Origin of the sequence: Bacillus sp. 007/AIA-02/001 (genome assembly GCF_004634455.1) — a bacterium.
GTDB lineage: Bacteria > Bacillota > Bacilli > Bacillales > Bacillaceae_G > Bacillus_A > Bacillus_A cereus.
In genome coordinates this window covers 18,744-41,675 of sequence record NZ_SEIY01000028.1, presented here as the reverse complement: position 1 = coordinate 41,675, position 22,932 = coordinate 18,744, and the positions used below count along the sequence as shown (strand labels likewise).

Here is a 22,932-nt window from a genome sequence, read left to right as displayed (position 1 = left end):
ATTGAGAAGCTTATTTTGCTGTTTCGATATAATCTTGAAGTTCGTTTAAGATTTGCTCAGCGCCTTCTTTGCTTAAGATGATTTTACCTTCAGCTAAAGAAAGGTTACCGTCAGATACTTCACCAGTTACTTGGCAAGTCATGTTTGGTTTATATTTCTTTAAGATGATTTTTTCGTCATCAACATAGATTTCAAGAGCGTCCTTTTCTGCAATACCTAAAGTACGGCGTAATTCGATTGGAATTACTACACGACCTAATTCATCAACTTTACGAACAATACCAGTAGATTTCATAATTTTTTTCCTCCTAAATAAATAGTTTATAAGTTTCGAGTCTATTTTTAGATTCGTCATTTTTCGACAAAATACCCTATGGACATATGATACCAATCATTTACATTTCCGTCAATTCTTAAATTCTATATTTTTTAAAAAGATTTATAGATTTCTTATTTCTTATATATAATAGATTGAGAGGAAATTCCACAATTATTTACATTATTTTCTGAAAAAATAATAAATTAAAAGTGGAGATTGTATATTTTTGTGAAATATGAGCAATAGATGATAAAGATATCGAGCATTAAGACCTAAATTTAAAATTAGGTTGGCGTAAAGAAGATAAGTTAGATTTGGGCTGCTCGTAAAAGCCCAATTAATGTGGGCTAATAATTAGTGGGGAGGAACAAAAACCCTACTGATTAAAGTTTCACTTTATATATGAGTTTTTGATATACTGTTTATAAATACATATGAGGTTATTCGGGAGGTCCAAAACAATGACAGAGGAAAATAAGTCCTTTTATATTACTACCCCAATTTATTATCCAAGTGGAAAATTACACATTGGACATGCTTATACGACAGTAGCAGGAGATGCGATGGCACGATATAAGCGTATGCAAGGTTATAATGTGCATTATTTAACAGGAACTGATGAGCATGGACAGAAGATCCAAAAGAAAGCAGAAGAGTTAAATATTACGCCACAGGCATATGTTGATAACATTGTTGCAGGAATTAAAGAGCTTTGGGAGAAGATGGATATTTCTTATGATGATTTTATTCGTACAACTGAAGATCGTCATAAAGATGTTGTCGAAAAAATCTTTAAGCAATTAGTAGATCAAGGTGACATTTATCTTGATGAATATGAAGGTTGGTATTCTGTACAAGATGAGACGTTCTATACAGAGCATCAATTAGTAGATCCAATTATGGAAGGCGACAAAGTAGTTGGAGGAAAAAGCCCAGATAGTGGTCATGATGTAGAACTTGTTCGTGAAGAATCTTATTTCTTTAGAATGGGTAAATATGTCGACAGACTATTAAAGTTCTATGAAGATAATCCACATTTCATTCAGCCGGAGTCTCGTAAAAATGAAATGATTAATAATTTTATTAAACCAGGATTAGAAGATTTAGCGGTTTCTCGTACTTCATTTGACTGGGGAGTTCGTGTTCCTGGTAACCCAAAACATGTTATTTACGTATGGGTTGACGCATTATCTAATTATATTACGGCGTTAGGTTATGGAACAGCAAATGAAGAGAAATATAAAAAATTCTGGCCTGCAGATGTGCATTTAGTTGGGAAAGAAATTGTTCGTTTCCATACAATTTATTGGCCGATAATTTTAATGGCATTAGATTTACCTCTTCCGAAGAAAGTCTTTGCTCATGGCTGGATTTTAATGAAGGATGGAAAGATGAGTAAGTCAAAAGGAAACGTAGTAGATCCAGTTACATTAATCGATCGTTACGGATTAGATGCATTACGTTATTACCTACTTCGTGAAGTTCCATTTGGATCTGATGGTGTATTCACACCAGAAGGATTTGTGGAGCGTATTAATTTCGACTTAGCAAATGACTTAGGTAATTTATTAAATCGTACAGTAGCTATGATTGATAAGTATTTTAACGGAGAAATCCCTGCATTTAAAGAAAATGTGACGGAATTTGATGAAACGTTAGTAGCGTTTGCACAAGATACTTTGAAAAAAGTAGAAGAAGCAATGGAGAATATGGAGTTCTCTGTAGCGTTAGGATCTATTTGGCAACTAGTTAGTCGTACGAATAAATATATTGATGAAACACAACCATGGGTATTAGCAAAAGATGAGAATGATCGTGAAAAGTTAGCTTCTGTAATGGCTCATTTAGCAGAAGTACTTCGTCAAACAGGTATTATGCTTATGCCATTCTTAACAGTAGCACCAAGCAAGATGTTTGCTCAGCTTGGCCTTACTGATGAAGCTCATAAATCTTGGGAAAGTCTATCTACAATTGGCTGCATTCCAGCTGGAACAAAAGTAGAAAAAGGAAACCCAATTTTCCCTCGTTTAGAAATGGAAGTGGAAGTAGAGTACATTAAAGAACAAATGAAAAGCTCTGCTCCTAAAGTAGAAGAGAAAAAAGAAGAAGAACCGAAGGCAGAAGAAATTACAATTGATGATTTCTTTAAAGTAGAATTACGCGTAGCTGAAGTACTATCTGCTGAACCTGTGAAAAAAGCAGACAAGTTGTTAAAAATTCAACTAGACTTAGGCACAGAAAAGCGTCAAGTTGTTTCTGGAATTGCAAAATTCTATTCGCCGGAAGACTTAAAAGGTAAAAAGGTTATTTGTGTAACAAACTTAAAACCTGTAAAATTACGCGGTGAATTATCGCAAGGTATGATTTTAGCGGGTGAAGAGAATGGCGTATTGTCATTAGCATCAATTGACCAAAATCTACCAAATGGTACAAAAATCAAGTAATTAAGACAAGAAAAGAGATGTTTCACGTGTAACATGTGTGAAGCGTCTTTTTTCTTTTTACACTCTCTATTTTTGCATTAAGATTGTAGTATTGTTATCGTTAAGTTATTAAAGAACTTATTTTTGTAGAATAAACTTGATTTCAATATAAAAGGAGTTATGTATTATGTTGTTTGATACACATTCACATTTGAATGCAGAGCAATTCGAAGAAGATTTGCAAGAGGTTATTGCCCGAATGAAAGAAGCGGGAGTTACTTATACAGTTGTTGTTGGTTTTGATGAAGTAACGATAAAAAAGGCGATGGAATTAGCTGAAGCCTATGATTTTATTTACGCTGCGGTTGGCTGGCATCCAGTTGATGCAATCGACATGACAGAAGAACATTTAGCTTGGTTAGAAGAACTTGCTTCTCATCCTAAAGTCGTTGCACTTGGAGAAATGGGCTTAGATTATCACTGGGATAAGTCTCCAAAAGAAATACAGAAAGAAGTATTTCGTAAACAAATTGCATTAGCGAAAAAAGTAAATTTGCCGATTATTATACATAACCGCGATGCAACTCAAGATATTGTCGATATTCTAGAAGAAGAGAATGCAGCTGAAGTAGGAGGCATTATGCATTGCTTTAGCGGTAGCGTAGAAGTAGCAGAGCGATGTGTTGATATGAACTTTTTAATTTCGTTAGGTGGACCAGTTACATTTAAAAACGCTAAGAAACCGAAAGAAGTTGCTACGGAGATTCCATTAGAGAAATTGTTAATAGAGACGGATTGTCCCTATTTAACGCCGCATCCATTTCGCGGGAAACGAAATGAACCGAGTTATGTAAAACTCGTAGCAGAAGAAATTGCGAATTTAAAAGGAATTTCTTATGAGGAAGTAGCAGAAATGACAACTAAAAATGCAAAAGTTTTATTTGGAGTTGAATAAAAAGAACGGGTGAAACCTGTTCTTTTTTATTTTGAGAAACACTAGTAGAAGTAATCAAGAAAATAAATGTGAATGATGAAGTGTTACAATAAGGACAGAGAACAAAGATTTTTCTATTCTATTTTTTAAAATATAAGAATGGGGAAAATAATAATGGAAAAGTCGTCATTTTTTTGTTTTACTAAGTAGAGACGAAATGAGTGTGGAGGCAAGCATGAAAATAAAAGAGATTATCGTTGTAGAAGGTAAAGATGATACAGTTGCGATTAAGCGTGCTGTTGATGCGGATACAATTGAAACGAACGGTTCAGCAATCGGTGATCATGTTATTGAGCAAGTTAAATTAGCGCAGCAAAAAAGGGGCGTTATTATTTTCACAGATCCGGATTATCCTGGAGAGCGTATTCGAAAAATTATTTCTGACAAGGTTCCTGGCTGTAAGCATGCTTTTTTACCGAAGGAAGAAGCGCTTGCTAAAAGGAAAAAGGGTGTTGGGATTGAACATGCTTCTAATGAGTCGATTCGCCGTGCTCTAGAGAATATACATGAAGAAATGGAAGCTTACACAAGTGAAATTAGTTGGAGTGATTTAGTCGATGCAGGCTTAGTGGGCGGAGAAATGGCAAAGAGCCGCAGAGAAAGAATGGGTAAGCTATTAAAGATTGGTTATACAAATGCAAAACAGTTACATAAACGATTACAGATGTTTCAAGTTTCAAAGGAATCATTTGCAGAAGCTTATAAGCAAGTAATACAGGAGGAAAAAAAATGAAGGATATCGCAACGCCAAATCGTACAAAAGACATTGTTGAAAAGTATGGATTTTCATTCAAAAAAAGTTTAGGACAAAACTTTTTAATTGATACAAATGTATTAAATCGTATTGTCGATCATGCAGAAATTGGTTCAGAAAGTGGTGCAATTGAAATTGGACCAGGTATTGGTGCATTAACAGAGCAATTAGCGAAGCGTGCTAAAAAAGTAGTGGCTTTTGAAATTGATCAAAGACTATTACCAATTTTAGATGAGACGTTAGCGCCATATGGTAATGTTACAGTTATTAATAAAGACGTACTAAAAGCAGATGTACATGAAGTATTTAATGAGCAATTTGAAGAAGGGCAAGATGTAATGGTAGTAGCTAACTTACCATACTATATTACAACGCCAATTTTATTTAAATTGCTTGAAGAAAAGTTACCAGTTCGTGGATTTGTTGTTATGATGCAAAAAGAAGTTGGAGATCGTTTAGCTGCTAAACCTGGAACAAAAGAGTATGGTTCTTTATCGATTGCCATTCAGTACTATACAGAGGTTGAAACAGTTATGACTGTACCGCGTACAGTGTTTGTACCACAGCCAAACGTTGATTCTGCAATTATCCGCCTTCTAAAGCGTCCTAAACCGGTTGTAGAGGTGACAGATGAAACGTTCTTCTTTGAAGTAGTACGAGCAAGTTTCGCACAGCGCCGTAAAACTTTAATGAATAATTTATCAAATAATTTAAATGGTTTCCCGAAAGATAAGGAGTTATTGGATCGAATTTTAACAGAAGTAGGAATTGATCCAAAGCGAAGAGGCGAAACGCTATCTATTGAAGAGTTTGCAACATTAAGTAATGCATTAGTTCTTCATAAATTATCATAAGAATATGAAAGGGACAGTTCAAGTTGAACTGTCCCTTTTGTCACCTTTCTCTCTCTAAATTCATACTTTAAAAACAGGTAAGATGGCCTAATGAGTTTGGAGGTAGGAGAATGGTTTTACATGTTGGAGAATTAGTGGAACGATATTCTCATAAGAGGGATATTCTTTTTCGTATTATAGAAATAAAAGGCGAGATAGCTATATTGTTTGGAGAAGAAATTAGACTGGTGGCGGATGCGCCACTTGAAGATTTAATTAGTATAGATCAAAGAGAACATAAAAAAAGGGTGAAGCGTGAGAAAGAAACAATGGAGCGCACGTATCGTTTGTTTCAACAAGATTATGTACTGATGAAACAAAGGCATGAACATACTTCAACTGGTGGATACACAAGTGAGGTAAATTATTTTCAAATGCCGGGACGTGTATTGCATATAGATGGAGACCCTTTATATTTGCGCAAGTGCTTAGATTTATATAATAAAATTGGCGTTCCTGTTCAAGGTATTCATTGTAAAGAAACGGAGATGCATGAAAAAGTAGTAGACTTAATAGATCACTTTCGCCCAGACATTCTCGTTATTACAGGACATGATGCATATACAAAATCAAAAGGAGTGAAGGGAGATTTAGCGGCATATAGGCATTCAAGGCATTTTGTACAGGCTGTTCGTGAAGTGCGAAAAAAATATCCATCATTGGATCAACTTGTTATTTTTGCTGGGGCATGTCAATCACATTTTGAGGCACTAATTCGTGCAGGGGCCAATTTCGCTAGTTCACCATCTAGAATTAATATTCATGCACTAGATCCTGTATATGTAGTTGGTAAAATTAGTTTTACTTCATTTATGGAGAGAGTCAATGTATGGGATGTCGTACGTAATACAATTACTGGTGAAAAGGGACTAGGTGGAATTGAAACGAGAGGGATTTTACGAACGGGATTACCTTTTCAACATTACGAAGAGTAAGCAGGGTACATATGTATCTTGCTTTTTTGTATGGAAGGATTTAAATGAATTTGGATAAAAAGAGGTAAGAACGTAAAGACTACGTAATGATACTTTTACAATATAGTATTTCTTCTATCTATTCAAACGCAGGATGATATTAGCTGTGAATCGCGGTTAATAATTAGGATAGATATATCGTGCTTTAAGTGTTCAATCTAAATTACAGCGAGGTGTAGCGAAGTATATGTCAAAACGTTTAGATGAAATTAAAAGCGAATTAGATCACCATCTTGGACAGCGACTTATGTTAAAAGCAAATAGTGGAAGAAGAAAAACTGTGGAGCAATCAGGTGTACTAGCAGAAACATACCGTTCCGTTTTTGTTGTACAATTGGATCAACAAGAAGATGCGTTGCAACGTGTATCTTATAGTTATGCAGATGTTTTAACAGAGACAGTAGAGTTAACATTTTATGGAGACCCTCATAATGAGGTCATTTTATAATCCATATATCATTACATATATTCCCATAAATGAAAAGCTATATTATTTTGCATACTAACTATACCGTAGCAAAATAAGGAGGGACTCTGCATTGAGTAGACGAAGAGGTGTCATGTCAAACCAATTTAAAGAAGAGCTAGCAAAAGAGCTTGGCTTTTATGATGTTGTTCAGAAAGAAGGATGGGGCGGAATTCGTGCGAAAGATGCTGGTAACATGGTGAAACGTGCTATAGAAATTGCAGAACAGCAATTAATGAAACGAAACCAGTAGTTGTAAGATACTTTCTGTGCTACGGTAGCCGAGGAGACATTCCTCGGCTTTTTGTACTCTAAAAGGTGCCATCATTTTACATAAGTAGTTTCATTCTGAATGCTTTTCGTTATAATTAGGGAAGTGTCATCGTCTTACTATAAATTTATGGTAAAATAAACGATAAAAGATTGAGTACATAGAGTGGGTGAATAGATTGAAGCTACTAGTGAAAGCACCAGCAAAGATTAATCTGTCGTTAGATGTACTGGGAAAAAGACAAGACGGATATCATGAAGTGAAAATGATTATGACAACCATTGATTTAGCAGATCGTCTAGAACTAACGGAATTAGCAGAAGACCGTATTGAAATTTTATCCCATAATCGGTATGTCCCAGACGACCAACGAAATTTAGCTTATCAGGCAGCGAAATTATTAAAAGAGAAGTTTAATGTAAAAAAAGGTGTATCTATTACTATTGAAAAAACGATTCCAGTAGCAGCTGGATTAGCAGGTGGAAGTAGTGATGCAGCAGCGACATTACGTGGTCTTAATAAATTATGGAATTTAGGGCTTACAATTGATGAGTTAGCAGAGCTTGGTGCAGAAATTGGATCAGATGTATCGTTCTGTGTATACGGAGGCACAGCAATTGCCACTGGAAGAGGAGAGAAAATTGAGCATATAAAGACTCCGCCTTCTTGTTGGGTTATTTTAGCGAAACCACATATAGGTGTATCTACTGCTGATGTGTATGGAAATTTAAAGTTAAATCGAGTTACACATCCAAATGTAGATAAAATGGTTAATGTCATAAATTCTGGTGATTATAAAGGAATTTGTGATACTGTTGGTAACGTTTTAGAAGATGTAACATTTGGAATGCATCCTGAAGTTGCCCGTATTAAATCACAGATGAAGCGATTTGGAGCGGATGCTGTATTAATGAGTGGAAGTGGTCCAACTGTATTTGGACTTGTACACCATGATTCACGAATGCATCGCATTTATAACGGATTAAAAGGATTTTGTGAACAAGTCTATGCGGTACGTTTATTAGGAGAGCGAGAAACGCTTGAATAAAGACGTATAATACGTTATGATTTGTTTAGAATATTCGTGATTTGAGGTGAGAGTATGAAAATTAGAAGAAGTACAAGATTAGTCGATATGACTTATTACTTGCTACAAAACCCTCGTCAGCTAGTATCTCTCACTTTTTTTGCTGAAAGGTATCAATCGGCTAAGTCTTCCATTAGTGAAGATTTAGTTATTATTAAGCAAACGTTTGAACAACAAGGGGTCGGCACATTGCAAACGATACCAGGAGCAGCAGGAGGAGTGAAATATATACCGTATATAAGTGAAGAAGAGGCAGATCTAATTATTGATGAGCTTTGTGGCTTATTTGAAAACCCAGATCGTATTTTGCCTGGCGGTTACTTATACATGACAGATTTATTGAGTAATCCTCGCCATATTAATGGCGCAGGTCGTTTGTTTGCTTCTGTTTTTGCTAGGCAACCAATTGATGCAGTTATGACGGTGGCAACGAAGGGGATTCCACTTGCTTATGCAGTGGCAAATTACTTAGATGTACCAGTTGTAATTGCAAGGAAAGATAATAAGGTAACAGAAGGTCCGACTGTTAGTATTAACTATGTGTCGGGTTCTTCTAAACGAATTCAAACAATGACGTTAGCAAAACGCAGTCTTCCAGAAGGGTCGAATGTTTTAATTATTGATGACTTCATGAAAGCTGGCGGAACAATTCAAGGTATGATGAGTATGCTAGAAGAATTCAAGGCTAATGTTGTTGGTATTGGTGTATTAGTAGAATCCACAGATATTGAAGAACGACTAATTAATAATTTTGTATCATTAATTCGTCTATCGGAAGTTGATGTGAAAGAAAAAACGATTCAAGTGGAAAAAGGGAATTATTCTCTTGCACCATTTGATGAAGGGCTTGTAGAGGCGGAATAAAAGATAGAGCAGATAGCTCTATCTTTTTTATTTTATTTATAGATTATAAAATAGATGGACAAACTGCCTTTCGTACACTATTTTTAAAGAGTAAAATAAATAATAAAAGGGTGAAAAGTATGAAAGTTGTTCAAACAAGCAAGGCACCACAAGCAATTGGACCTTATTCACAGGGGATTATTGTAAATAACATGTTCTATAGCTCAGGACAAATTCCATTGATGGCAAATGGGGAGCTTGTAACAGGAGATGTAACAGTACAAACAGAACAAGTATTTCAAAATTTACAAGCGGTATTAGAGGAAGCAGGTGCTTCATTTGATACAGTCGTAAAAACAACAGTATTTTTAAAGGACATGGATGATTTTAATGCTGTGAATGAAGTGTATAGCTCTTATTTCTCTACTCATAAACCAGCTCGATCTTGTGTGCAAGTAGCAAAATTACCGAAAGATGTTTCCGTTGAAATTGAAGTAATCGCCCTAGTTAAGTAACCTTTTGTAAGCGATAACCTCCACTAATCTCTATATTCAACTACTTTAAAAATTTTTATCTTAAAAATTTTTAAAAAATTAAAGGGAAAATAGAAAATTTGTGGAATTTATACAAATATATCGCTTATTTAGAAAAGGGTGGTGAACACAAGATGGAAGTGACTGACGTAAGATTACGCCGCGTAAACACAGAAGGCCGCATGAGAGCAATTGCCTCTATTACTCTAGACCATGAATTTGTTGTTCATGATATTCGTGTAATTGATGGTAATAATGGATTATTTGTAGCAATGCCAAGTAAACGTACTCCAGATGGAGAGTTCCGTGACATTGCACATCCAATTAATTCTGGTACACGCTCTAAAATTCAAGATGCGGTTTTAACAGAGTATCATCGTTTAGGCGAGTTAGAAGAGGTTGAGTTTGAAGAAGCAGGTGCTTCGTAAAATTCGAATGAAAAGGGCTTTTGACAAAAAGCCTTATAATTTTGTAGCAAACTCCTGTAAGCATTTACAGGGGTTTGTTTTTTTTGCTTTATATTTGGAAACTGTATAATTTATTAACATAAAAAGAAGAAACTACTAATTTTTTCAAAATCATTTTAAATAGTATAGCTTATTTCTTAAAAAAGATACTAAAGAGTAAAACATCTTATAAGAATTATGGTAAAATTTAATAGTTAAAATGTGTTTCTTGAAATATATGATGATTTAGGATAATATCTTTAATGGATAAATAGGTTGCGATGGAGGGTCTATATGTCAAACAGATTTGCAGTGATTCTAGCTGCAGGTAAAGGCACACGTATGAAGTCTAAGCTATACAAAGTGCTGCATCCTGTATGTGGAAAACCTATGGTACAACACGTAGTCGATCAAGTATCTCAATTAGGATTGCAGAAACTTGTAACGGTTGTTGGACATGGTGCTGAAATGGTACAAGAACAGCTAGGGAACGTAAGTGAATTTGCATTACAAGCAGAACAACTTGGTACAGCACATGCTGTAGATCAAGCTGCAAGTGTACTTGCAAATGAAGAAGGAACAACTTTAGTTATTTGTGGTGATACGCCTCTAATAACTGCTGAAACAATGGAAGCATTACTTCAGCAACATAAAGAAGCAGGAGCAATGGCGACGGTGCTAACAGCATACATAGAAGAGCCTGCTGGATATGGCCGTATTGTTCGTAATGAGAATGGTCATGTTGAAAAGATTGTTGAGCATAAAGATGCAAATGAGAAAGAATTAGCTATTAAAGAAATCAATACAGGTACGTATTGTTTTGATAATAAGGCTTTATTTGCTTCACTTTCTAAAGTTTCAAATGATAACGTGCAAGGTGAATATTACCTTCCAGATGTTATTGAGATTTTAAAAAATGAAGGTCATATCGTATCAGCTTATCAAACAGAGCAGTTCGATGAAACGTTAGGTGTTAACGACAGAGTCGCTCTATCGCAAGCGGAAATTATTATGAAAAACCGTATCAACCGAAAGAACATGGTAAATGGTGTTACAATTATTGATCCAAGTAACACTTATATTTCTGCTGATGCAATTATCGGTAGCGATACAGTTCTTCATCCAGGAACAATTATTGAGGGGAACACTGTAATTGGTTCTGATTGTGAAATTGGACCGCATACAGTAATTCGCGATAGTGAAATTGGAGATCGTACGACAATTCGACAATCTACTGTACATGATAGTAAGCTTGGTACAGAAGTATCGGTTGGTCCATTTGCACATATTCGCCCAGATTCAGTTATTGGAGACGAAGTACGCGTTGGAAACTTCGTGGAAATCAAAAAAACTGTCTTTGGTAATAGAAGTAAAGCTTCACACTTGAGTTATATCGGGGATGCACAAGTTGGAGAAGACGTGAATCTTGGTTGTGGTTCAATTACGGTGAACTATGACGGTAAGAATAAATTCAAAACTGTGATTGGTAATGGGGTATTTATTGGATGTAATTCAAACCTTGTTGCTCCAGTAACAGTTGAAGATGGTGCTTATGTGGCGGCAGGCTCTACAATTACAGAGAATGTTCCATCAAAAGCATTATCGGTAGCACGTGCACGTCAAGTTAACAAAGAAGACTATGTTGATCAATTGCTGAATAAGAAAAAATCATAATAATGTGGAGGGTTAATCTAGATGTCGACTCAATATCTAAATTCTAATTTGAAAGTATTCTCTTTAAACTCTAATAAGGAACTTGCTGAGCAGATTGCAAAGCATATTGGAGTAGGACTAGGAAAATGTTCTGTTGATCGTTTTAGTGATGGAGAAGTTCAAATTAACATTGAAGAAAGTATCCGTGGTTGCGATGTATTCATTATTCAATCTACAAGCTTCCCAGTAAACGAACATATCATGGAATTACTTATTATGATCGATGCATTAAAACGTGCATCTGCGAAAACAATTAATATTGTTATTCCTTACTATGGTTATGCGCGTCAAGACCGTAAAGCGCGTTCTCGTGAACCAATTACATCGAAACTTGTAGCAAACTTGCTTGAAACAGCAGGTGCAACTCGTGTAATCACTCTAGATTTACATGCTCCACAAATTCAAGGGTTCTTTGATATCCCAATCGACCACTTAATGGGTGTACCGATTCTTTCTGATTACTTTGAAACAAAAGGTCTTAAAGATATCGTAATCGTGTCTCCTGATCATGGTGGTGTAACTCGTGCGAGAAAAATGGCAGATCGTCTAAAAGCGCCAATCGCTATTATTGATAAGCGTCGTCCTCGCCCGAACGTTTCAGAGGTAATGAACATTATCGGTAATATTGAAGGCAAAACAGCGATTTTAATTGATGACATCATTGATACAGCTGGTACAATTACATTAGCAGCAAACGCTCTTGTTGAGAACGGTGCTTCTGAAGTATATGCTTGCTGTACACACCCAGTATTATCTGGTCCAGCAATTGAGCGTATTCAAAATTCAAACATTAAAGAGTTAGTTGTAACGAACTCTATCGTATTACCAGAAGAGAAGAAAATCGACAAAGTACATGAACTTTCAGTTGCTCCATTAATCGGAGAAGCAATCATTCGTGTATACGAAGAAGAATCTGTGAGTGTATTATTCAATTAATTGGATAGAATGAGACGTAACCAAAATTGGTTACGTCTTTTCGTATCGAAAAAAGAAAGTAGTGGTACAAGAATGAAATTGATAGTAGGACTTGGGAACCCAGGTAGAGAATATGAATTAACAAGGCATAATATTGGATTTATGGCCATTGATGAACTTGCGAAGCGTTGGAACATTTCTTTGAATGAACAAAAATTTAAAGGTGTATTTGGTGCAGGGTTTGTTAATGGAGAAAAGGTAATCTTATTAAAGCCGCTAACATACATGAATTTATCTGGGGAAAGTATTCGTCCACTTATGGATTATTATAAAATTGATGTTGAGGACTTCGTTGTTATGTACGACGATTTAGACATTCCTGTAGGTAAATTGCGTCTTCGCATGAAAGGTAGTGCTGGTGGACATAATGGTGTAAAGTCAACGATTTCGCACTTAGGAACACAAGAATTTCAACGTATCCGTATGGGAATTGATCGCCCGAAAAATGGAATGAAGGTAGTCGATTATGTATTAGGACGCTTTACATCTGAAGAGATTCCGGATGTTAACCATTCTATTGAAAAAGCAGCGGATGCATGTGAAGAGTGGCTAAATAAGCCTTTTCTTCAAATCATGAATACTTTCAATAGTTAAAAATGAGATTGGGAATATTTCTCTTTTGTTTTACCCATACTAGTAGTAATTGAATTTTTAGGAGGCTAGTATGGAAGGGTATTATTATTGCAGACACTGCGGAGGTAATGTAGGCTCCATTAACGCAGAAAAAGTATATAGCGACGTTTTATTTCAACTAACGGAGCAAGAAGTAGTAGAAATGATTCATTTTCATGAGAATGGAAATATATATATAAAAACGATTTGTGAATCGTGTCAAGAAACGCTCGCATCTTATCCTGAGTATTATGAGTATGAAAAATTTCTGCAATAAAATGTTGTCGCTTTGGCATGTCCAAAGCATTTTTCTGTTTTCCTTTTCCAAAATATTTGCATAAAATAGAATGACTTGCTCTTTATGTTGAGAGGAGTTTTAAAAATGATAGGTTTATTAGAGCAATTTTATAAAAATGAAGAGATACAATCGGTTATTAATGGGTTAGAAGATGGGTTAAAAGAACAACTTATATCAGGGATGGCAACGTCTTCTCGTTCATTATTAATGGCGGCTTTATATAAAAAAACAAAAAAATCACAATTAATCGTGACACATAACTTATACCAAGCACAAAAAGTACATGAAGATTTAGTGGCGTTACTTGGTGAAAAAGATGTGTGGTTATATCCAGTGAATGAACTGATAGCATCGGAAATTGGAGTTGCAAGTCCAGAATTGAAGGCGCAACGTATAGAAGTGTTAAATCGCTTGGCTGCGGGAGAGAATGGAATCATTGTAGCGCCAGTGGCAGGATTGCGTAGATTTTTACCAATAAAAGAATTGTGGAAGCAAAAGCAAGTTGAAATCAATCTAGGGCAAGAGATTGATTTAGATGCGCTCTTGCATACTTTACATCATATTGGCTATGAACGTAAGTCGATGGTAGAAGCTCCAGGGGAGTTCAGTTTGCGTGGGGGAATATTAGATATTTATCCTTTAACTGAAGAACTACCATTTCGTATTGAATTCTTTGATACAGAAGTCGATTCTATTCGATTATTTGATGTGGATGAACAGCGTTCTCAAGGTAAAAAAGAAAACGTTAGGTTTGGTCCGGCAACAGAGTTTTTATTTTCACAGGAAGAATTAAAATCAGGAATTCAGCATCTTGAAGAAGGCTTGACTAAGACGATGCAAAAACTTTCTGATGATAAACTAAAGACTAAAGTGCTTGAGACGGTAAGTCATGAAATTGAGATGTTGAAAAACGGGCAAAGTATAGAACAGATGTTTAAATACTTATCTATTTTCTATAAAGAACCTGCTAGTCTGATAGATTATTTACCAGAAGATGGTGTTGTAATTTTAGATGAGATTTCCCGTATTCAAGAAACAGCATCACATCTTGAAACAGAAGAGGCGGAATGGTATATATCACTTCTTGGTGAAGGAACAATTATTCAAGATTTATCTTTCTCTCACCCATTCGAGGGGTTTCTTCATCATAAAAAAAGAAGTTTTGTATATTTAACGTTATTCTTGCGTCATATCGCACACACACATCCGCAAAATATTGTTAATGTAACATGTAAAACAATGCAAGATTTCCATGGACAGATGAATTTGTTAAAAACAGAAATTGATAGATGGAATGAAGGGCATTTTACGACTGTTGTACTCGGAACAGATGATGAACGTGTGAAAAAATTACAACATATTTTAAGTGATTATGATATTGAGGCAGATATTGTAGAAGGTACAGATATTTTATTGCCTGGAAGGTTACAAATTGCTGTAGGTGATTTACATGCAGGATTTGAAATGCCGATGCAAAAGCTTGTTGTCATTACTGAAAAGGAGCTTTTTCATAAGAAAGTTAAAAAATCACAACGTAAACAAAAGCTATCGAATGCTGAACGTATTAAAAGTTATTCGGAATTAAAAGTTGGAGATTATGTAGTTCATGTAAATCATGGTATAGGTAAATTTTTAGGTATTGAGACATTAGAGATTAATGGTGTTCATAAAGATTATTTAAATATTAAATATCAAGGTAATGATAAGCTATACGTTCCAATTGAACAAATTGATCAGGTTCAAAAATATGTAGGATCTGAAGGTAAGGATCCGAAAGTTTACAAATTAGGTGGGAATGATTGGAAAAAGGTTAAAACGAAAGTTGAAAAATCTGTACAAGACATTGCGGATGACCTAATTAAACTATATGCTGAGCGCGAAGCTTCAAAAGGCTATGCATATACGCCAGATACGGCAGAACAACAAGAGTTCGAATCATCTTTCCCATACCAAGAGACAGAGGATCAGTTACGTTCTATTGACGAGATTAAAAAAGATATGGAACGCGGACGCCCGATGGATAGGCTCCTTTGTGGTGATGTAGGGTATGGAAAGACCGAAGTGGCTATTCGTGCGGCATTTAAAGCGATTATGGATGAAAAACAAGTTGCAATTTTAGTACCGACAACGATTCTTGCGCAGCAACACTATGAAACAATTCGAGAGCGTTTTCAAGATTATCCAATCAATATAGGCTTATTAAGTAGATTCCGTACGAGGAAACAACAAAATGAAACAATTAAGGGCTTAAAGGATGGAACAGTAGATATTGTAATCGGAACACATCGTATTTTATCTAAAGATGTTACTTATAAAGATTTAGGGCTTCTTATTATTGATGAAGAACAAAGATTTGGTGTGACACATAAAGAAAAAATTAAACAATTGAAGGCGAATGTTGACGTATTAACATTAACGGCAACTCCGATTCCGCGGACGCTTCATATGTCTATGCTTGGTGTGCGCGACTTATCTGTTATTGAGACACCACCAGAAAATCGTTTCCCAGTCCAAACGTATGTAGTCGAGTATAATCCAGCGTTAATGCGAGAGGCGATAGAGCGAGAGCTTGCAAGAGGTGGTCAAGTTTACTTCCTATATAACCGTGTAGAGGATATTGAAAGAAAAGCAGATGAAATTTCGATGTTAGTTCCAGATGCCCGCGTAACGTACGCACATGGGAAAATGAACGAAAGCGAATTAGAGTCTGTTATGCTATCATTTTTAGAAGGACAGCATGATGTTCTTGTAAGTACAACAATTATTGAGACGGGTGTAGATATTCCGAATGTAAATACGTTAATTGTATTTGATGCAGATCGTATGGGATTATCACAATTGTATCAGCTTCGTGGGCGTGTTGGACGTTCTAATCGTGTTGCATATGCATACTTTGCATATAAACGTGACAAAGTGCTGTCAGAGGTTGCAGAGAAGCGTCTACAAGCAATTAAAGAGTTCACGGAACTTGGATCTGGTTTCAAAATTGCGATGAGAGATTTATCTATTCGTGGAGCAGGTAATTTGTTAGGGGCAGAACAGCATGGATTTATTGATTCTGTCGGATTTGATCTATATTCTCAAATGTTAAAAGATGCAATTGAACAGCGTAGAGGAACAGATGGGGCTGAAAATATAGTTAATGTTGAAATTGACTTAGAGGTAGATGCATACTTACCAGATGCTTATATTTCAGATAGTAAGCAAAAAATTATGATGTATAAACAATTTAGAGGTGTTTCTGCAATTGAGGATATTGAAGAATTGCAGGAAGAAATGATCGATAGATTTGGCGATTATCCACAAGAAGTTGGTTATTTATTACAAATTGCAAATATTAAAGTGTTGGCAATGAAAGAACAAATTGAATTAATTAAGCAGAATAAATTTGAAGTAACATTCCTGTTTTCTGAACAAGCAAGTCAAAATATTGATGGTGGAAAATTATTCATGCTCGGAAATAGTTTTGGACGTATGATTGGTTTAGGAATGGAAGGATCACAATTGAAAATTGTTATGAAAACAAATGGCTTAGAGACATCGAAGTGGTTAACGATTGCTGAAAATTTATTAAAAGGCTTACCAGATGTAAAAAAAGAAGTAATAAATGCCTAAAATAAGATAAAAAAATACAATTCGACGTGCATAGAAGAACTAATGTGTAAAATACTATATCTAACAGTTGGTGATTTTTACATGAACAGGTAAATTCACCACTTTGATCATCAGTAGAAAGTGAGGCAGCATTAGAATGAAAGCAACTGGAATCGTACGTCGAATTGATGATTTAGGCAGGGTCGTAATCCCGAAGGAAATTCGTAGAACTTTACGTATTCGAGAAGGAGACCCACTAGAAATATTTGTTGATCGCGATGGAGAGGTAATTTTAAAGAAGTATTCTCCAATTAGTGAGCTAGGTGATTTTGCAAAAGAATATGCTGATGCTTTATATGACAGCTTAGGACATAATGTGCTTGTGTGTGATCGAGATTCTATCATCGCAGTATCAGGCGTATCGAAAAAAGAATACTTAAATAAAAGTGTTGGCGATTTAATTGAAAAAACGATGGAAGAACGAAAGTCTGTTATTATGACGGATGAAAGTGATATTTCCATTATTGATGGTGTAACAGAAAAGGTTCATTCTTATACAGTTGGACCAATTGTTGCAAACGGAGATCCGATTGGAGCCGTCATTATTTTTTCAAAAGAAGCTATTATAAGCGAGATCGAGCATAAAGCGGTTAATACTGCTGCCAGTTTCTTAGCGAAACAAATGGAACAGTAAGGGTATATTGATTTTAGAAGTAGCAATCTTTCCTAATTATGATCTTTCTTTTTGAGAAATCAATTATTTGGAGATATATGTATATTGAATGAAGGTAGCACTTTGCTACCTTTTTTCGTTGAATATTTTTAACGTGTAGGAACTCATTATTACCCGTGTTGGGAAGGGAGTTTGTTCTTTTCTTTATGATATAATACGAGAGGTGAGAATAGAAAAAGGAGTTTTCTTGTATGGAAGCGAAGAAGTATCAAGCCTTTTGGCGTGGGGCTATTATATTAACGATTGCAAGTTTCGTTACAAAAGTATTAAGCGCTTTTTACCGTATTCCATATCAAAATATAGCGGGGGATATTGGGTTTTATATTTACCAACAAATTTACCCGTTTTATGGATTTTGTTTAATTGTAGCTACTTATGGATTTCCTGTTATCATTTCGAAAATGGTTGCAGAACGATTAGAGCGGGGAAAACAAAAAGAAGCAGAAGAAGTTATTTGTGTATCTTTTTGGTTCTTATTAGGAATTGGTTTTATAGGCTTCTTTACATTGTTTTTTGGGGCCGAAACAATTGCGGTAGCTATGGGCGATATACACTTAGATAAGTTACTACGTGTTATTTCATTTTCATTCTTATTGATGCCATTTTTGTCTGTAGCAAGAGGGTATTTTCAAGGATTTAATAATATGATGCCAACGGCTGTTTCGCAAGTAATAGAACAAACAATTCGAGTTTCTATTATTGTATTTTTATCGCTATTCCTAATTGCTCACGGATTTGATTTATATACAGTTGGTGCAGGGGCTATGTTAGGCTCAATTGCGGGTGGTCTTATTGGGATTATTGTACTTATATTGTATATGCGTCAAGATTTTCGTTCTATATTCTTCAAAAGTGCAGCGAGAATTAAGGGTAAAAGGAAGATAGTTAAAATCCTTTTTTGGCAGGGGTTAGCGATTTGTGTTAGTAATTTAGTGCTTATTTTTATACAGATGGCTGATTCAGTGTCCTTTTACAGCTTACTTATTGGTGCGGGAGAACAGGCTGAAAATGCAAAGGTATTAAAGGGTGTTTATGATAGAAGTATTCCGCTAATGCAATTAGGTACTGTTGTGACGACTTCTTTCTCGTTGTCACTTATTCCGATTATTACAGCGGCGAAGGAAAGAGGAGATCTTTCCTTTATTCAAGAAAAGGTAAAGTTAGCAGTGAAAATAACATGTGTTATTGGACTTGCAGCAGCTATTGGACTAACTTGTATTATTCAACCTACGAATATTATGTTGTTTGAAAACAGTGATGGATCAGATGTTTTATCTATTTTATCGTTATCTATTTTATTTAGTTCATTGTCAATTACGACAGCTTCTATTTTACAAGGATTGGGGCAAACGTTTAAGCCAGCATTATTTGTTGTATTTGGAGGTTGCTTAAAGTTAGCGTTAAATTATATATTCATGCCTTATTTTGGTGTGAAAGGTGCAGCCTTTGCGACTTTATGTGCGTTAATTATAATCTCTGGACTAAATACTTTGTTGCTTACGAGAGCTGTATCAGGGTCACTTATCAATAAGCGAAATATGTTAGGGATAGTAATTAGTGGTATCTGTATGGGATTTGTATTAATGATATTCACACGTGTGTTACAGATGTCTGGATTAGTAATTGATACGGAACATAGAGGAAGCGCGACACTTGAAGCGTTGTTAGGTGTAGCCATTGGCGGATTGACATATATGTTTTTTATTTTGAAATTACGTGTATTTACAAAAAAAGAATTAGGAACCGTTATGAAACAAGAGAAAAAAGAAGGTTCATTGAAGAAGAGTGGATAGAGGTGACTGGTTGTGAGTGGAATCATTACTATTTTAGGTTTAGGAGCTGGTGAATTAGATCAGCTAACGATGGGTGTATATCGAAAAATAAAAGAAGCAGACCATCTGTTTGTTAGAACGAAAGAACATCCAGTTATAGAAGAATTGGAGAAAGAAGGCGTACAATATACGTCTTTTGATGCTGTATATGAAGCACATGATACGTTTGAAATTGTATATGAAACAATTGCGAATAAATTGCTAGAACAAGCTGAAGGTACAGAAATTATCTATGCTGTTCCCGGGCATCCACTTGTAGCAGAAAGAACAGTTCAGCTACTGTTGGAAAAAGGAGAAGTTTCAAATGTTGAAGTGCGAATTGAGGGTGGACAAAGTTTCCTTGATCCTATGTTTGCAAGTCTAAAGATTGATCCGATTGAAGGATTCCAATTACTTGATGCTACATCATTTGAAAGAGGGCAATTAGAACTGCGTCAACATTTAATCTTTTGCCAAGTATATGATGCATTCGTTGCATCTGATGTGAAATTAACATTAATGGAGATGTTACCAGATGATTATGAAGTGTATATCGTAACAGCTGCAGGAACTTCATTTGAACAAGTAAAGAAGGTACCGTTGTACATGTTAGATCATGAAACGGAATTGAATAATTTAACGAGTGTGTACGTGCCGCCAGTTCAGGAGCGTGCGTCCTTGTATCAACAGTTTGATGTTCTTAGAGAAATTATTGCGGAACTTCGTGGTCCAAATGGTTGTCCGTGGGATAAAAAGCAAACACATCAATCATTAAAGAAATATTTAATTGAGGAAGCTTATGAAGTGTTGGAAGCAATCGATGAAGAGGATGATGATCACTTAGTAGAAGAATTAGGTGATATATTATTACAAGTTATGCTTCATGCTCAAATCGGAGAAGATGAAGGTTGGTTCTCTATAGATGATATCATTCGAACTCTATCTGAGAAAATGGTTCGTCGCCATCCGCATGTGTTTGGAAATACGGATGTAAACAGCGCTGATGAAGTGATTGCAAATTGGGAAGAAATTAAAAAACAAGAAAAAGGATTCGTGAAAGAATCTGTTTTAAATGGCGTTCCCAAAAGTTTGCCGCAGTTACTACGCGCCTATGAAATTCAGAAGAAAGCTGGTAAGGTTGGATTTGATTGGGTTGATGTGCAACCGATGATAGAGAAAGCTTTGGAAGAATGGCAAGAGTTCCAACAAGAGGTTACAAATATGGATGAGAAAAAGATGCTGGGTGAGTTTGGTGATTTACTATTTGCATTTGTTAATATAGCTCGTCATTACAAAATAGATCCAGAAGAGGCGTTACGTTCAACTAATGAGAAATTTACTGGTCGTTTTTTATACATGGAGGCAAAAGTAGCTGAAATGAATAAAGAGATGAAAGATTTATCATTAGAACAGTTAGATGTTTTATGGGAAGAAGCGAAACAGACAGAGCGCTAATAGGGGGATTTGATATGCGTCTAGATAAGTTTTTAAAAGTATCACGTTTAATTAAAAGAAGAACATTAGCGAAAGAAGTAGCTGATCAAGGAAGAATATCTATTAATGGTCAAGTGGCAAAAGCAAGTTCTGATGTGAAAGTAGCTGACGAATTAACAATTCGTTTTGGTCAAAAAATAGTGACTGTGAAAATAAATGAATTAAAAGAAACAACTAAAAAAGAAGATGCAGCAAATATGTATAGCTTAGTTCGTGAAGAAAAAGTAAAAGCGGAAGAAGGCTTGTTCTAAAATCATTTATCCCCTCATACATTACTATTAGCTAGTAAAAACCTATGGGGGGATTTACGTGAATAATGGTTACTCACCTACGTCTTCTAATCAACAAAATGTTTCTGTAGAGCATGACATTATTATGCGTGGCAGGCGTATAATTGATATTACCGGTGTGAAGCAGGTAGAGAGTTTTGATAGCGAAGAGTTTTTACTAGAGACCGTAATGGGTTTTTTAACAATTCGTGGTCAAAATTTACAAATGAAAAATTTAGATGTGGAAAAAGGTATTGTGTCGATTAAAGGGAAAGTTAATGAGATGCTGTATATTGATGAAAATCAAGGGGAAAAAACTAAAGGTTTCTTTAGTAAGTTGTTTAAATGAGCTTAACAATTCAGTTGTATACAATGCTTTCAATGATTGGAATGGGTGCTTGGATTGGAGCGTCTTTAGATACATATCAACGTTTTTTAAAGCGCCAAGAACGTAAACGTTGGCTTGTATTTATACATGATATATTATTTTGGATTGTCCAAGCATTATCCGTCTTTTATGTATTGCTTCTCGTAAATGAAGCTGAGCTACGTATATATGTGTTTTTGGCATTATTATGTGGTTTTGCGGCATATCAAAGCTTACTGAAGGCACTATACATGAAGCTGTTAAATTTTCTCATCTATATTTTTATGCAAACAACATATTTTTTTGTTCGAATTATACAGCTACTCATGATAAAACCTGTTATTATTATAGCGCAGCTATTTATTGCATTTATATTATTCTTATTTCGTATACTGCTTTCAATTGGACATGTGTTATGGAAAATGGTGATTTGGATATTACTTTTCATATGGAAAGTTTTTTTCTGGCCTGTTCGATTTATTGCTTCGCTCATATGGAAACTTCTCCCTAATCGTGTTAAACTTTTTATAGTGAAACATATAGGGTTCCTGCAATATATAGCAAAATTGAAGGGACATATCTTCCAACTATGGGAGCATATAAAAAAGAAGTTAGGGGGACCTCGGAAATGAGGGAACTGAGACAAAGAACAATCGAAAAACAGAGTCCAAATCCTGTTAAAGAGCATATAATACAAACGGATGAGAACAGGAAGCGACTTTATCGCCGTTTAGCGGTTTTTCTTGTCTTTACTTTTACAATTATTGCGAGTATTAGTGTAACGTTTTATCAACAAAACAGTTCCATTAAAGCAAAAGAAGCAAAAGTTAAGGACATGAAAAAAGAACTGGATTCATTAACGAATAAAGAAAAAAGTCTAAAAGACGAAGTTCAAAAGTTAAATGATGAAGAGTACGTATTAAAGATTGCTAGAAGGGATTATTTCTTCTCTGGTAAAGGGGAGATAATTTTTCCTGTTTCTAAGTAGAGTATGTCTTATTGACACTATATTTTAGGATTATATATAATAAAGTAAAATTTGACTTTTTAACCACTAAGGAGG

General features: G+C 35.3%; 24 protein-coding genes. 23 read left to right on the top strand and 1 reads right to left on the bottom strand.

What is annotated here, in order from left to right; all coding sequences use genetic code 11:
* Positions 1–10 precede the first annotated feature (10 nt).
* Positions 11–295: an AbrB/MazE/SpoVT family DNA-binding domain-containing protein gene (locus ES895_RS27885; RefSeq protein ID WP_000843036.1), complete on the bottom strand. Its 285-nt coding sequence runs from the start codon at positions 293–295 to the stop codon at positions 11–13.
* Between the two features lie 485 nt (positions 296–780).
* On the opposite strand from ES895_RS27885, the gene metG reads away from it, so the two are divergent.
* The 23 genes from metG to divIC all read left to right on the top strand — a co-directional run bounded on the left by metG (position 781) and on the right by divIC (position 22,857).
* Positions 781–2,763 carry a methionine--tRNA ligase gene (gene metG / locus ES895_RS27880; RefSeq protein ID WP_000134135.1) on the top strand — a complete coding sequence of 661 codons (1,983 nt, stop codon included), beginning with the start codon at positions 781–783 and terminating at the stop codon, positions 2,761–2,763.
* Positions 2,764–2,929: 166 nt separating this feature from the next.
* Positions 2,930–3,697 (top strand): TatD family hydrolase, encoded by a 768-nt coding sequence (locus ES895_RS27875; RefSeq protein ID WP_000895843.1) that lies wholly within the window; start codon positions 2,930–2,932, stop codon positions 3,695–3,697.
* Between the two features lie 214 nt (positions 3,698–3,911).
* On the top strand, positions 3,912–4,469 hold the full coding sequence (rnmV, locus tag ES895_RS27870; RefSeq protein WP_000692835.1) for a ribonuclease M5: 558 nt from the start codon (positions 3,912–3,914) through the stop codon (positions 4,467–4,469).
* Positions 4,466–5,344, top strand: a complete 879-nt coding sequence (gene rsmA, locus ES895_RS27865; protein WP_000651548.1) for a 16S rRNA (adenine(1518)-N(6)/adenine(1519)-N(6))-dimethyltransferase RsmA — start codon at positions 4,466–4,468, stop codon at positions 5,342–5,344. Before rnmV ends, rsmA begins: the two co-directional genes overlap by 4 nt.
* A gap of 110 nt (positions 5,345–5,454) precedes the next feature.
* Positions 5,455–6,318: a sporulation peptidase YabG gene (gene yabG, locus ES895_RS27860; RefSeq protein WP_000242868.1), complete on the top strand. Its 864-nt coding sequence runs from the start codon at positions 5,455–5,457 to the stop codon at positions 6,316–6,318.
* 226 nt (positions 6,319–6,544) lie between these two features.
* Positions 6,545–6,805: a biofilm formation stimulator Veg gene (veg, locus tag ES895_RS27855; RefSeq protein ID WP_000044347.1), complete on the top strand. Its 261-nt coding sequence runs from the start codon at positions 6,545–6,547 to the stop codon at positions 6,803–6,805.
* 91 nt (positions 6,806–6,896) lie between these two features.
* Complete coding sequence (gene sspF / locus ES895_RS27850) at positions 6,897–7,076, top strand: acid-soluble spore protein SspF (RefSeq protein WP_002094215.1); 180 nt, start codon at positions 6,897–6,899, stop codon at positions 7,074–7,076.
* A 196-nt stretch (positions 7,077–7,272) separates the two neighbouring features.
* Positions 7,273–8,142, top strand: coding sequence for a 4-(cytidine 5'-diphospho)-2-C-methyl-D-erythritol kinase (gene ispE, locus ES895_RS27845; protein ID WP_135238822.1), 870 nt, complete (start codon positions 7,273–7,275; stop codon positions 8,140–8,142).
* A 54-nt stretch (positions 8,143–8,196) separates the two neighbouring features.
* Positions 8,197–9,045, top strand: a complete 849-nt coding sequence (gene purR / locus ES895_RS27840; protein WP_000702466.1) for a pur operon repressor — start codon at positions 8,197–8,199, stop codon at positions 9,043–9,045.
* Positions 9,046–9,164: 119 nt separating this feature from the next.
* On the top strand, positions 9,165–9,539 hold the full coding sequence (locus tag ES895_RS27835; RefSeq protein WP_000869811.1) for a RidA family protein: 375 nt from the start codon (positions 9,165–9,167) through the stop codon (positions 9,537–9,539).
* 152 nt (positions 9,540–9,691) lie between these two features.
* A complete protein-coding gene (gene spoVG / locus ES895_RS27830; protein WP_000454041.1) occupies positions 9,692–9,985 on the top strand; it encodes a septation regulator SpoVG in 294 nt (97 codons plus the stop codon).
* A gap of 312 nt (positions 9,986–10,297) precedes the next feature.
* Positions 10,298–11,677: a bifunctional UDP-N-acetylglucosamine diphosphorylase/glucosamine-1-phosphate N-acetyltransferase GlmU gene (gene glmU / locus ES895_RS27825; protein WP_000071039.1), complete on the top strand. Its 1,380-nt coding sequence runs from the start codon at positions 10,298–10,300 to the stop codon at positions 11,675–11,677.
* A 21-nt stretch (positions 11,678–11,698) separates the two neighbouring features.
* On the top strand, positions 11,699–12,652 hold the full coding sequence (locus ES895_RS27820; protein ID WP_000107420.1) for a ribose-phosphate diphosphokinase: 954 nt from the start codon (positions 11,699–11,701) through the stop codon (positions 12,650–12,652).
* Between the two features lie 72 nt (positions 12,653–12,724).
* Positions 12,725–13,285 (top strand): aminoacyl-tRNA hydrolase, encoded by a 561-nt coding sequence (pth, locus tag ES895_RS27815; RefSeq protein ID WP_000767702.1) that lies wholly within the window; start codon positions 12,725–12,727, stop codon positions 13,283–13,285.
* A gap of 70 nt (positions 13,286–13,355) precedes the next feature.
* Entirely contained in the window at positions 13,356–13,580 is a 225-nt protein-coding gene (locus ES895_RS27810; RefSeq protein ID WP_000399438.1) for an anti-sigma-F factor Fin family protein, read from the top strand.
* Positions 13,581–13,685: 105 nt separating this feature from the next.
* The gene (gene mfd / locus ES895_RS27805) at positions 13,686–17,216 is read left to right on the top strand and encodes a transcription-repair coupling factor (protein WP_000579678.1); all 3,531 of its coding nucleotides are present in this window, start codon (positions 13,686–13,688) and stop codon (positions 17,214–17,216) included.
* 136 nt (positions 17,217–17,352) lie between these two features.
* Entirely contained in the window at positions 17,353–17,889 is a 537-nt protein-coding gene (spoVT, locus tag ES895_RS27800) for a stage V sporulation protein T (RefSeq protein WP_000648302.1), read from the top strand.
* A 230-nt stretch (positions 17,890–18,119) separates the two neighbouring features.
* Entirely contained in the window at positions 18,120–19,721 is a 1,602-nt protein-coding gene (locus ES895_RS27795; RefSeq protein WP_135238821.1) for a putative polysaccharide biosynthesis protein, read from the top strand.
* 12 nt (positions 19,722–19,733) lie between these two features.
* Positions 19,734–21,194: a bifunctional methyltransferase/pyrophosphohydrolase YabN gene (yabN, locus tag ES895_RS27790; RefSeq protein ID WP_000014241.1), complete on the top strand. Its 1,461-nt coding sequence runs from the start codon at positions 19,734–19,736 to the stop codon at positions 21,192–21,194.
* A 14-nt stretch (positions 21,195–21,208) separates the two neighbouring features.
* Positions 21,209–21,484, top strand: coding sequence for an RNA-binding S4 domain-containing protein (locus ES895_RS27785; protein ID WP_001234876.1), 276 nt, complete (start codon positions 21,209–21,211; stop codon positions 21,482–21,484).
* A gap of 58 nt (positions 21,485–21,542) precedes the next feature.
* Positions 21,543–21,851: a sporulation protein YabP gene (yabP, locus tag ES895_RS27780; RefSeq protein WP_001059104.1), complete on the top strand. Its 309-nt coding sequence runs from the start codon at positions 21,543–21,545 to the stop codon at positions 21,849–21,851.
* Positions 21,848–22,501, top strand: a complete 654-nt coding sequence (gene yabQ, locus ES895_RS27775; RefSeq protein ID WP_000059777.1) for a spore cortex biosynthesis protein YabQ — start codon at positions 21,848–21,850, stop codon at positions 22,499–22,501. Before yabP ends, yabQ begins: the two co-directional genes overlap by 4 nt.
* Positions 22,498–22,857, top strand: a complete 360-nt coding sequence (divIC, locus tag ES895_RS27770; RefSeq protein WP_001208739.1) for a cell division protein DivIC — start codon at positions 22,498–22,500, stop codon at positions 22,855–22,857. Before yabQ ends, divIC begins: the two co-directional genes overlap by 4 nt.
* Positions 22,858–22,932: the final 75 nt, after the last annotated feature.